The organism is Acidaminococcus sp. CAG:542, from assembly GCF_000437815.1.
Taxonomy (GTDB): Bacteria; Bacillota; Negativicutes; order Acidaminococcales; family Acidaminococcaceae; genus Acidaminococcus.
On record NZ_FR902057.1, the window covers coordinates 3,171 to 15,209 of the forward strand.

Annotated in this window: 14 protein-coding genes and 1 riboswitch; of the genes, 2 read left to right on the forward strand and 12 right to left on the reverse strand. The window is 56.5% G+C overall.

Annotated elements, in window-relative coordinates:
• On the reverse strand, positions 1–182 hold a 182-nt coding region (locus QVO43_RS04390; protein WP_288174509.1), incomplete at its 3' end, for a LysR family transcriptional regulator.
• Positions 183–369: 187 nt separating this feature from the next.
• Positions 370–480: riboswitch (SAM riboswitch) on the forward strand.
• Between the two features lie 72 nt (positions 481–552).
• Here QVO43_RS04390 and QVO43_RS04395 point away from each other — a divergent pair.
• Entirely contained in the window at positions 553–1,590 is a 1,038-nt protein-coding gene (locus QVO43_RS04395) for a methionine ABC transporter ATP-binding protein (protein ID WP_022487372.1), read from the forward strand.
• Positions 1,580–2,242 (forward strand): methionine ABC transporter permease, encoded by a 663-nt coding sequence (locus QVO43_RS04400; RefSeq protein ID WP_022487373.1) that lies wholly within the window; start codon positions 1,580–1,582, stop codon positions 2,240–2,242. The genes QVO43_RS04395 and QVO43_RS04400 overlap by 11 nt, the downstream gene beginning before the upstream one ends.
• A 44-nt stretch (positions 2,243–2,286) precedes the next feature.
• Here the strand turns inward: QVO43_RS04400 and QVO43_RS04405 are convergent, their stop codons facing one another.
• The 11 genes from QVO43_RS04405 to QVO43_RS04455 all read right to left on the reverse strand — a co-directional run.
• Positions 2,287–2,643 carry a DUF192 domain-containing protein gene (locus QVO43_RS04405; protein ID WP_022487374.1) on the reverse strand — a complete coding sequence of 119 codons (357 nt, stop codon included), beginning with the start codon at positions 2,641–2,643 and terminating at the stop codon, positions 2,287–2,289.
• A 12-nt stretch (positions 2,644–2,655) separates the two neighbouring features.
• On the reverse strand, positions 2,656–3,585 hold the full coding sequence (locus QVO43_RS04410; RefSeq protein WP_022487375.1) for a type II secretion system F family protein: 930 nt from the start codon (positions 3,583–3,585) through the stop codon (positions 2,656–2,658).
• 2 nt (positions 3,586–3,587) lie between these two features.
• The gene (locus QVO43_RS04415) at positions 3,588–4,988 is read right to left on the reverse strand and encodes a CpaF family protein (RefSeq protein ID WP_022487376.1); all 1,401 of its coding nucleotides are present in this window, start codon (positions 4,986–4,988) and stop codon (positions 3,588–3,590) included.
• 51 nt (positions 4,989–5,039) lie between these two features.
• Positions 5,040–5,471: a TadE/TadG family type IV pilus assembly protein gene (locus QVO43_RS04420; RefSeq protein ID WP_022487377.1), complete on the reverse strand. Its 432-nt coding sequence runs from the start codon at positions 5,469–5,471 to the stop codon at positions 5,040–5,042.
• Positions 5,472–5,639: 168 nt separating this feature from the next.
• Positions 5,640–5,849 (reverse strand): Flp family type IVb pilin, encoded by a 210-nt coding sequence (locus tag QVO43_RS04425; protein WP_022487378.1) that lies wholly within the window; start codon positions 5,847–5,849, stop codon positions 5,640–5,642.
• Between the two features lie 85 nt (positions 5,850–5,934).
• Positions 5,935–6,900 (reverse strand): type II secretion system F family protein, encoded by a 966-nt coding sequence (locus QVO43_RS04430; RefSeq protein WP_022487379.1) that lies wholly within the window; start codon positions 6,898–6,900, stop codon positions 5,935–5,937.
• A 72-nt stretch (positions 6,901–6,972) separates the two neighbouring features.
• On the reverse strand, positions 6,973–8,076 hold the full coding sequence (locus QVO43_RS04435) for a response regulator (RefSeq protein ID WP_022487380.1): 1,104 nt from the start codon (positions 8,074–8,076) through the stop codon (positions 6,973–6,975).
• Between the two features lie 13 nt (positions 8,077–8,089).
• Positions 8,090–8,908 (reverse strand): AAA family ATPase, encoded by an 819-nt coding sequence (locus tag QVO43_RS04440; protein ID WP_022487381.1) that lies wholly within the window; start codon positions 8,906–8,908, stop codon positions 8,090–8,092.
• A 45-nt stretch (positions 8,909–8,953) separates the two neighbouring features.
• Positions 8,954–10,726 (reverse strand): type II and III secretion system protein family protein, encoded by a 1,773-nt coding sequence (locus tag QVO43_RS04445; protein WP_022487382.1) that lies wholly within the window; start codon positions 10,724–10,726, stop codon positions 8,954–8,956.
• Between the two features lie 2 nt (positions 10,727–10,728).
• Positions 10,729–11,715, reverse strand: a complete 987-nt coding sequence (cpaB, locus tag QVO43_RS04450; RefSeq protein ID WP_022487383.1) for a Flp pilus assembly protein CpaB — start codon at positions 11,713–11,715, stop codon at positions 10,729–10,731.
• Positions 11,690–12,039, reverse strand: a 350-nt coding sequence (locus QVO43_RS04455) for a hypothetical protein (RefSeq protein WP_288174512.1), incomplete at its 5' end; no start/stop codon positions are given. The genes cpaB and QVO43_RS04455, both read right to left, overlap by 26 nt.

Consider the following 12,039-nt stretch of genomic DNA (forward strand, 5'->3'; position numbering starts at 1 on the left):
CCCTCCCGGGTAGGCACCACCCCTTTGGGAGTACGGACAAACAGCCGGGCCTGGAGCTCCCCTTCCAGCACCCCGATGATCCGGCTTACCCCCTGGGGCGTCAAAAACAGCACCTTCGCCGCCTGGTGGATGCTCCGTTTCTCATAAACCTGCAGAAAACACCGGATAGCCCGGGTATCCATGGCAATCCCCTCCTTCGGGAGGATTGTAACACGGGTGGAAGAGGGTGTCAACGGATGTAGGATAGGAGTAGTTAAGTGGTTGATCATCCGATGATTGCCGTCCCTGCTCTTCACTCTTTACTCTGCACTTATGCCCCAATTCCCATTGACAAACTGTACTTTATACGGTATCATTTAATACGCACAGAATTCATCCAGAGTAACGGAGGGACTGGCCCTATGAAGTTACGGCAACCATCAGCGGCTTTGGCCGGCTGAACGGTGCTAAGTCCATCAGGCGTGGCCTGAAAGATGAAGATGAGTGAGCCAATCTGATTCCTCTTCATTGCTGATGAAGAGGAATTTTTATTTTTTACGGAGGTGAACCCCCTTGATAGAACTCCAGCACATTGACAAAGTCTATCATACGGCTTCAGGGGACCTGCATGCCCTGAAGAATATCAATCTGACCATCAACGAAGGCGAGATCTTCGGCATCATCGGCCTGTCCGGGGCTGGCAAAAGCACCCTGGTCCGGTGCATCAACATGCTGGAAAAGCCCACCAGCGGCAAAGTCATGGTGGACGGCCAGGAAATGACCGCCCTGGGCGAGGAACAGCTGCGGAAGGCCCGGCAGAACATCGGCATGATCTTCCAGCATTTCAACCTGCTGTCCAGCCGTACCGTGTTCGGCAATATTGCCTTCCCTCTGGAAATCCAGGGAATGGACAAAGCCGCCATCCAAAAGAAGGTGGAACCCCTGCTGGACCTGGTGGGCCTGAAGGACCGGGCGGACCACTACCCCAGCCAGCTGTCCGGGGGCCAGAAACAGCGGGTGGGCATTGCCCGTGCCCTGGCCAGCGACCCCAAGGTGCTCCTTTGCGATGAAGCCACTTCCGCTCTGGATCCCCAGACCACCGAAAGCATCCTGAACCTGCTCCGGGACATCAACAAACGGCTCCACATCACCATTGTCATGATTACCCACCAGATGAACGTGGTAAAAGAAATCTGCGACCGGGTGGCCGTGATCGAAAACGGGGAGATCATCGAACAGGGGTCCATGGTGGACATTTTCACCAATCCCCAGAAAGCCACCACCAAAGAATTCGTGGCCAGCATCCAGCACAACGACCTGCCTGATTTCGTCAAGAAGCTGGACATCCACAAGGACTACAAAGCCGGGGACAAGGCCCTGGTGAGCCTGAGCTTCATCGGGGACAGCGCCGGCGAACCCATTGTATCCGTGCTGATCAAGGAATACGACACCAATGTGAACATCCTGACGGCCAACATTGAAACCCTGCAGGATACCCCCTTCGGGACCCTGCTCATTGAAGTGGAAGGGGACGAGGACCATTTGAAAAAAGCCCTGGATTACCTCCACAAAAGAAAAGTGAAAGACGAGGTGATCGGTTATGTCTCCTAATATGATCCATCTGCTGATCAAGGCCCTGGGCGAAACCCTCTACATGGTAGCCCTGTCCGCCGCCATTGCTTCTCTGTTCGGGATTCCCCTGGGGGTCATCCTGACCATTACCGGCAAAGGCCACATCAAAGAAAATGCGGCTCTCCACAAGACCCTGGGCTCCATTGTGAACGCCCTCCGGTCCGTGCCCTTCATCATCCTGATGGTGGCCATCATCCCTCTCACCCGGATCATCGTGGGGTCTTCCATCGGCACCACCGCCGCCATTGTGCCTCTGACCATTTCCTGCACTCCGTTCATTTCCCGGATCATTGAATCCTCCCTGCTGGAAGTGGATCCCGGGGTCATCGAAGCGGCCCAGAGCATGGGGGCCTCCCCTCTCCAGATCATCTGGAAGGTGCTGCTGCCGGAAGCCATGCACTCCATTGTGCTGGGCATCACCCTGGCGGTAATCAGCCTGATTGGTTCCAGCGCCATGGCCGGTGCCCTGGGGGGCGGCGGCCTGGGTGACTTGGCCATCCGCTACGGGTACCAGCGGTTCCAGGCGGATACCATGGTGGCCACGGTCATCGTCCTGATTGCCCTGGTCCAGTTGGTCCAGACCATAGGGAACAAGATTTCAGCAAAGCTGAACAAGACGAAGATCAAATAAAAAAAGTCCCACCCCTCGAGGGTGGGATTTTTTTTGCCCGGGACTCACGGCTCGCGGCCTGCGGCCTGCAATCCTACTTTCAAACCCAGCCGCTCCGCCTCTCCTGCTTTCAGTTCCAGTACGGAACTGGCTTTCAAACAGGCGGAAAGGCCCAACCATGGATGAAGGTTCCGGACGATTTTCACGATTTCCATATTTTTGTTGAAATACACTGCATCGATGGCAAACCGCATGAAGCACATATGGATGCTGTTGGTGGGGTTCAGCCACAGGCCGGCGGCCGGAGGCAGGGGCTTCCGCAGCATCAGCCCCCGAAACCGCCCCCACCAGGTGTCGGCGATTTCCACATCAATTTGTATTTGGGAACGGTCCCCAAAGGACCAGGTTTCATGATTGGACAATTTGGAGCCCCCTCATTTCATCCCCTGCATCAGAGAAATCAGCGACGGCAGGAGGACCACTACGAATATGGCGGGGAAAATGCAGAACACCAGGGGGAAGATCATCTTTACCGGTGCCTTCATAGCCTGGGTCCTGGCCCTTTGTCTCCGCAGGTCCCGCATGTTGTCCGCCTGGATCACCAGGGTATCGGACATGGAGGCCCCCAGCCGTTCCGACTGGACCACGGACATGACGAACAGGTACACGTCCTGCACATCACACCGTTTGGCCATCAGCTGCATGGACCGTCGCCGGGTCATGCCCATCCGGATATCCCGGAGCATCCGGCGGAATTCGTCGATCAGGGGTCCTTCCATCCGTTCCACCACTTTCCGCATGGCACCGTCCAGGGAAAGGCCCGCCTGTACGGAAATGGACAGCAGGTCCAGCACATCAGGCAGCTGCCGGATGATCTTTGTCTGCCGGTCCCGGATGATATGGTTCAGCACCCCGAAGGGCAGCATGGCCCCGAACAGCAGGAATCCCCAGATCAGCAACAGGCCCCCGAAGGTGCCCATGGGATGGCTGGCGGTATACCGGAACCCCTGGACTCCCCAGAACACCATGGAAACGAACCAGATGCCCACCAGGGTCCTTGGCTTCCAGATTCCCTGCTTCCCGGCTAGGATGATCCGCTGCTCCATCATCTGGGGCAGCGCCGAAGGGGCAAACTTGGAGAAAAAGTCCATGGCCTGGTTCAGCAGCCGGCCGATGGTCCGCTGGTACAGGGGAATCTTCTTCAGGTCGTCGGGGTTGGTCTCCTCTTCCGGGGCTTCCTCTTCTTCCCGGAAGGTTTCCAACCGGCGCTTCACTTCTTCCCCCTGGATCTTCTTCAGGGCCATGACCGAAAGGACCAGATAGAAGAACAACGCCAGGGCAATGGAAAGAGACAGTGCCAGCATGGTCAGTCACCTTCTTCCCAGTCGATCCCCGGCCGTGCCTTCTGCATAAAGGCCGGATATTCCACATTGTGGGATTTGAACTTGTTCAGGAACTGAGGCTGCAGCCCGGTGGGACGGAATTCTCCCTGGGCCTTGCCGTTTTCGTCGAACCCGGTCTGGACATACCGGAACAGGTCCTGGAGGACGATCACATCCCCTTCCATTTTCTGTACTTCCGTAATATAGGTGATCTTCCGGGACCCGTCCTGGATACGTTCCTGATGGATGATCAGGTCCAGAGCCGAAGAAATCTGATCCCGGATGGCCCGCACCGGCAGGTCCAGGCCGCTCATGAGTACCATGGTTTCCAGGCGGGACAGTACATCCCGGGGGCTGTTGGCGTGGGCCGTGGTCAGGGACCCTTCATGGCCCGTATTCATGGCCTGGAGCATGTCCAGGGCTTCGCCCCCACGGACTTCCCCGACGATGATCCGGTCCGGCCGCATACGCAGGGAGTTCTTCACCAGGTCACGGATGGTGACCGCCCCTTTTCCTTCGATATTGGCAGGGCGGGCTTCCAGGGTCACCACATGGGGCTGTTCCAGCCGCAGTTCCGCCGCATCTTCGATGGTCACGATCCGTTCATCATGGGGGATGAAGGAACTGAGTACGTTCAGGGAGGTGGTTTTACCGGAACCGGTACCGCCGCTGATCATAATGTTCAGTTTGGCGTTGACGCAGGCCCGGAGGAAAATGGCCATTTCTTCCGACAAGGTGCCAAAAGAAATCAGATTCTCCACCGAAAGGGGTGTCCGGGAGAATTTCCGGATGGTCACACAGGGCCCGATCAGAGACAGAGGAGGGATCACCACGTTCACCCGGCTGCCGTCCTGGAGACGGGCATCCACCAGAGGGGAGGCTTCATCCACGTGCCGGCCGATGGGGGTGACGATCTTGTCAATGATGGCCATCAGATGGTTGTTGTCGTGGAACTGGGCTCCCGTAAGGTGGAGTTTCCCCATCCGTTCCACATAGATCTTCTTGGGACCGTTCACCATCACTTCGGTGACGCTGTCGTCCTTCAGGAACGGTTCGATGGGCCCCAGCCCCAGGATTTCGTCACAGATGTCGGATACCAGCCGGGCCCGTTCTCCCCGGGGCACCACAAAGGGGTTGTGCTCCAGCACCCGCTGGACATAACCGGAGATTACGTTTTCGATATCCTGCCGGCTGTGGGTGGCAGAATCCAGCACCTTCTGCTGTTCCGCACTCATTTCATCCACAATGGCCCGGTGGACGCTCACCTTCAGATTCTGGTACTCTTCTTCCCGGGCGTCCGCCGCACGTCCGTTGAATATGGGATTCTCCCGGACCTCGGGCTTGCCTTTTTCAGTTTTCCGTCCCAGCCGTTCCAGCAGTTTCAACGCCGTATCCCCCTTGTATCCTGCCAGGTCCCCGGATCTGGCAGGTTTTCCTTATTTTTGCTGATTCTCATCATACATGGTGTAGGTGGCCCGCATGGTCTTCAGGTCACTCCCCTGGAGCAGCCCTGCCCAAGCCAGATTGGAGAAGAAGGCCCCCTGGGTCTTGATGGGTGCCTGTACCGTCACCGTCACTGAAGGAGACCCGTCCACCGTGGTCTGCTGGATGGTGATGTTGTTCTCATCGGTCAGTTTGTACAGATTCCCCGCAGTTTTGTACTCATTGAAGTTCCGGGTCTTCACATTGTCCCAGCTGTCCCCGGGCTCCCGGACCACCGCTTCCCGGGCCACGGACCGGGCCACATTGTTGAAGGTGATGTAATCGCTGAAGAACATCCCGAAAGCACACATGGCAATCAAGATGAGAAAAAAAAGAGGGACCAGAATGGCAAATTCCACAATATCCTGTCCCTTTTGCCGTTTCATGATGGGGTCCCCCTTTCCGTTGTTTGTCAGGGTTCTTTCGAAAAGGCACCAATCGGAGCTGGTACCCTTTCGAAAGAACTCCTGCATGAGCAGGAGTCCTTTGGCTGTAGAATAACTGAATCAGACAATAAGTCAGATTCTCACTAACCTGTGCGTGCAGAAGAAACCTTAAGGCTCCTTAGATGCATTTTTCATCAAATTAGTGGCATTGTTGAATACAGCGTTAATTTGGGTTGCCAGGTTAGCCTGCTTGTAAATCAGCCAGCCAATCCCAACGATGATAGCCAGCATCAGGGCATATTCCACCATGTCCTGGCCTTTTTCCCCCAGACGGGGTTTAATGTACATGTCGTACATCATCTTTGCCATGGTAATCATAGTTTTCACCTCCTTCAGTGAACTGGTACAATTGCAATATTTATAAAAAGGGGAAATCCCTTTTTACCAAAATTCAGGGGACATATTAAATCTTGATGTCCACAATCCGGCTGATAAGCAGATAGCCGATGATTTCCATCACCACCGCAACGCCGATGGCCATTTTTCCTATACTGGTGGTCAGGAGCGGTTTCAGATATTCCGGAGAACTTACCGCAAAAAATAATCCCAAAGCCACTGGAATACAGGTCAGCACAATTCCGGAGAATTTTCCCTGTGCCGTCAGTGTCCCCACTTCCCGGCGGAGCCGAATCCGTTCGCTGATGGTTTCCCGGATGGTATCCAAGATGGTGGCCAGGTTGCCCCCCACCTGCTGCTGGATCAATACGGCGGTGATTACCAATGAGAAGTCCTCGTTCCCCACCCGCTGGTCCATTTCCTGGAGAGCATCCTCCACAGTCCGGCCCAGGGCCGTGTTCCGCATTACATTGGCGAATTCCGTGGACATGGGAGGCTGCATTTCCCGGGAGATGATCTCCATGGTCTGGAGAAAGGAGAACCCGGCCCGGAGGGAGTTGGATACCAGGGTAAGGCAATCCGCCAGCTGCCGTTCAAAGGCTTCCTTCCGGCGATTGATCCGCCGTTTCAGGAAGATCACGGAACCAAAGATGGCCAGAATGCCTCCCAGCAGCCCGGTCAAAAGGCTCCGGCCCATAAGGGCCGTCACCAGGAACACCAGCACCGCCAGTCCCCCGGAAATGGCCAGGTATTCGTTTCCCAACAGGGGCAGCCCGGCCTGGATCATCATCAGGTCCAGTTTTTTCCGGTTCCAGGGCCGCCCTGGCCGCCGGACCCGTTCCGCAAACAGTTCATGGAACTTGTTCCGGAGAATTTCCAAAAAGCCTGCCTGACGGACCTCTGCAGGAGTGTACCCGGCATACTGCTGGATCCGCTGGGATACTTCCCGCCGCCGCTGGATATAGACGGAAAGACCGGCGTAAAGCCCCAGGAAGAACAGAAAGGCAAAAAGCAGAGCTACCAGACCAATCATGCTTTTTTACTCCTTTCTATCTGTATTATACCATGGATGAGCCTGTTCACAACTGTCAAGATGGAGGAAAATTCACCAGTTTTTTATGATCCCGGCCATCTGTTCCACCGCCTGGGAGAAGGGATTCTCCGGGGCCTGGGTCAACAGCAGCCGGCCGTTGTCCGCCGCGGAAGATACCGCCAGATATTCGTTGGGCAGTACCTGGAACACCGGGAACCCCAGGGCCTGGGAAAACTCCTTCCGGGCTTCTTCCGTGCAGGGATTCACCCGGGTGAACACCGGCTTCACCCGCCGATCACAGTCATCCCAGGCTTTGAAGATCTCCAGGGCCCGCTTCATGTGTTCCACTTCGTAGCCCCCGTTCACCATGGCCATTACCAGGGTCTTGTCCGCCAGTTCGCAGGCAGTGCAGGCCACATCGGAAAATCCCGAAGACAGATCCACCAGTACATACCGGAAGATTCCCCGGGCCATTTCGATCAGGCTGGTGATGCCTTCCATGGTCACCGTTTCCGCCAGGTCCGGTTTGGCCGCCCCGCACAGTACGGACAGTTCCTCATTCACCGGGACGAAATAGGACTTTAAAGTAACCGGAGACAGGAAGGAAATATCCCGGATGGCCTCCACAATGGTGCTCTGGGGGGTCAGGTTGAAGAACACCCCCATATCCCCGAACTGGAGATCTCCGTCGATGATAGCCACCGGCTCCCCGGTCTGTTGGGCCAGGGCCGCCCCCAGGTTGGCAATCAGGGTGGTCTTCCCGCTTTTCCCCTTGGGGCTGAAGAAGGCGATCACTTCCGAATTTCTGGAAGCCGAGGTGTTCTGGAGGTTCTTCAGGGTTTCCTGGAGCTCTTCCCCGGAAAAAGGCTTCACCATAAAGCCCCCGGCCCCAGATTGGAGCAGCCGTGACTGAGCCTCTGCATCCCACCGGCGGCTCATGCCGATGATCACCGTATGGGGATAGGCTTTCTTCAGATCCGGCAGCAGGGTACTGTTCCGGTCCAGGTCGATATCCAGCAGGATCAGTTCCGGCTTGAAGGCCTGCATCTGTCCCAGGGCATCCCCCGCATTCCGGTACCGGGCGCTCAGCTCGAACCCCGGCGTATTCCGGATGACGCTGGAAAGCCTCTCCTGCATCACCTGGTTTTCTTCAATAAGGACAGTTCTGTAACCCACGGTTCATGCCTCCTCAGGAAAAGATACGGCTCAGCCAGCCGCCTCCGGAATTGTCCCCCCGACTGTCCCGGGCTTCGTTTTCCGGATGCACATACCCATCCACCATGGAAGCCATTCCCTGGGCCAGCAGGGTATGCCGGCTGCCCAAAATACAGGGCACTCCGGTGCGGATGGATTCCTGGGCAGTCTGGAAATCATTGGGCAGCACATAATCGAAATGCTTCCCCAGGATGGATTCCACATCCTCCACATCGATCCGGGTCTTGGCATTGTTCCGGTTCAGTACATAGCGGATCTTGCTGTCGTCATATCCCAGTTCCTTCAGGGTATCCGATCCCCGCTTCATATTCTTGATGGTGGGAATGAAGTCCACGATCCCCACAAAGTTGATCAGGGTGGACAGGTCCATTATGGACAGATTCAAAGCACTGAAAGTGGAGGTGGTGTCCAGAATCACATAATCATATTCCAGCTGGAGCTGGAGCACCAGGGATTTGATGATGTTGTTGTCCATGTTGTAGGCCTCTTCCAGCAGTTTGGGATTGGCCAGCACATCGAACCCGGTGTTCCCTTCCTGGTACCGGGTCAGGTATTCCACCGCCACCGTATCCTTGGGGTCCTTTTCCATGGATTTCTGGGCGTCTGCAATGGTCCGTTCCGGGTTCAGCTTCAGATAATAGCACACATCCCCGAACTGAAGATCCAGGTCCACCAGGCACACTTTCAGTCCCTGCCGGGCCAGTTCCGCTGCAATGTTGATGGCCAGCAGCGTTTTGCCCACGGCATAGGCCGTGCTGAAAACCGTAAATAGGGTCCCTTTCCTGCCTTCCATAGCTTCAAGCCTCCTGCTGTTTCTGGTTCTTTATCATGCAATCATTCAGGGACGGGTGGGATTCTGCCACTGGTCCCGGTACTCCTGCTGGAGCTTCCGGACCCGTTCCCTAAAGCTGGTGGTCCGCCGGGGTTCCGGCTTCTTCTTTTCCACCAGCAGAGGTTCTTTTCCGGTATTCCGGCCCTTGTTCTCTGCTTCCCGGGCTTCCGGTTCGTCCAGCTGGATTTCCCCGTTGGGCTTTTCAACCCCTACCACTTTCAGGTTTTCTTTCCGCAGCTGGTAATCATCTTCAGAAAGAGGCACCAGCACCGTTTCACCCTTTTCGTCGGTGGTCTTCAGCAGCCGGGAAGGCGGTTCCGGTGCTTTCTTTTCTTCCAGGATCTCCGTATCCGGATGTTCTTCCGGACGGCCGCCCCAGATATCCCGTTCCTGTTTGTCGTTCCCCGGTTTCACAGGGGTATTCACATCCACTTTTTCCGCATTCCGTTCATACCGTTCGGACGCCTCGTAATTCTCCTTCATCCGCTGGCTCATGGATACCGGGGAATCGTCCCCTACCAGGAGCGGGGTGATCAGGATCAGCAGTTCCCGGTTGTCCCGGGTGGTGGACGTATGCCGGAAGAACTGGCCGATAATGGGAATATCCCCCAGGAGCGGAATCTTGGAAACGGATTTGCTGTCTTCGGAATTCAACAGGCCCCCGATGGCCATGGTCATGCCGGAGCGGACGTTGATCATGGCTTCCGCTTCCCGGGACGCAATGGCCGGAATGGAAAAATCGTTTTCCTTCACACTGTGGCCGTAATCCAGGGTGGATACTTCCGCATGGACCTTGGAGGTGATCTTGTTGTCCGCGTCCACCACCGGCTCGATGTCCAGCTTCACCCCGTAGTCCCGCCAATCAATGGCAATCTGCCCGTCACCGGCAGAGGTGGGAATGGGGATCCGGCCCCCGATCAGGATCTTGGCCTTCTGGCCGCTCATGGTGGTAATGGAAGGCCGGGACAGGATCCGGGCCTTGCCGCTGGTGACCAGGGCCTGGAGAGAAGCGTTCAGGTTGGACAGATGGCTGCCGAACCAGCCGAAGCTCCCCCGCTGTTTGTAGAAGTTTTCCCCGGCGTAGAACAGACCGGGCGTCCCCCGGGTAATATCCGAGGAATTGCTGTCACCGGTAGTATTATCCCCCAGAGTGGGAGACCAGTACTGGATCCCCAGATCCTTTTCCGCCGAGGTGTTGATTTCGATGATCTGGGCCACCAGCCGCACCTGGGTGGGCTCCGTCATATCCAGCATATCGATGATGTTGGAATCGGTACTTCCCCCCTGGGCTGCGGTGCCTTCTTTTCCTCCCGCCTGAGCGGTGGAGGTGCTGCCGCCCCCGCTGCCCAGATACATCTGGGCCACCTTGATGGCGGAATCGTGTTCATACTGGTTCTGGACCCGGCCCCGGAGCAGGACCTTGCCGTTCATCATCTGCACCTGGACCTCCGGATAGCCGATGGCTTCCTGGATGGCCTGGGCCGTCCCTGCATCACTGCCGGAGACAAATACATTGTATTCTTCCCGGCCGTTGTCGCTCCACACCAAAAGAGTGGTAGAACCGGGCTTTTTCCCCACCAGCAGGAAATCGTTCCCAGAAAGGAGCCGTACATCGGCGATTTCCGGATTCCCCACCGCCAGCCGGGTGATCCCGGAGGCTTCCATATATCGGGACCCGTTCACCGCCACACTCAGGGTGGTGGCAGCCAACGCCTGTCCCGTCATTCCCAGAATGGCCGCCGTAACAAGGAGGCCCATGCGTTTACTGTAATTGATCATGTTCATTTCCCCCTGGTAGCACTGGTTCCCCGGATGACTTCAATTCCCGACAGTCCGTCAGCATCTCCCCCACCGTCTCCGGAAGGAGCTGCCGGTGCCTGGGGAGCCGGCCGGGGCGTATAGTCACGCTGGACAGCCGGTGCCGGTGCCGGCGCAGGGGCGCTGGCCTGGCTGTTGGGCAGAGGGATCACATAATATCCAATGGATTTGTCTTCGGCAGAGCCGTCCGCCGGCCGGAGCATCATCTGGAGCTGGCCGATCCGGGAGGAGCCGATCAGTTTGGCTGCATCATAGGGAGTCAGGGCCACGGTCACTACAGAAGGCGTCCCCATGGATCCGGTGCTGCCGGTGTTCCCTGTGGGCTGGCTGCCGTTGGGCATGGTCTGTTTCCCGTTGCTGCCGCTGGTCTGGGTAGTGGTACCCTGGGGCCGGTCGGAGCTTTTGTTCACTGCCAGGATCAGTACATCCTTCAGCAGGGTCTTGGAAACGATCCCGTTCCCTTCCTTGTCCGTCACCAGCAGGATATCCACTTTGTCCCCGGGTTTGGCAAAGCCGGAGACCCCGGTCACGTCATTGACCCCGAAAGAAACTGCCCGCATCCCATCGGGGATCATTCCTACAAAGCCACCCCCGTGGGAGGTGAGCTTCCGTTCCGTCAGGATATCCCCGGCAAACAGGTCGATACCGGTTTTCTTGCCCAGGGCCTGTTTCTTGTCCGTCAGGGCACCGGCGGGCACCAGGTTGGCGGGCACTTCCACGGTTTTCAGCATATCGTCGGTAAGGACGGTCTGGGGTGCGATATCCCGGGCCGCTTCCACCACGGTTACATTCCCTGCCGCCACCTTTCCGTTGTTCTGATCCGGAAACAGGGCGGACAGGATCACATACAGCAGCAGGAACACAGCCAGTGCTGCGGATCCGCACAGAAGCAGCAGCTTCCGGGGCGACATTTTTTCGATGATTTCAGTGAGTTTCTCCAGCTTTTTCACGACGTTCCCCCTCGGTTCCCCCAGAAAAAGGACAAAACTTCCCTTCCTTCGTCCCTATCCAGTCATGTATTGTCACAACCCGTCCACAGCCCGGATTTGTGAATATTTTTTTATATTTTATCACATTTACACCAGTTGTACCACTGTTTAGTTGATCAACCGTGTGTGAAAGGTTTTCGTCCACCGGGCCCCCCTCTCCCCCTTCCTTCTTTTCCAACAATCGTATATAATGAAATAAGTTTTGACTGCTATGTAAACTACTGACAAAAGAGGGACCGCACATGACAAAACAGGCTGTAATCATTGGGGCCGGGCCGGCGGGGC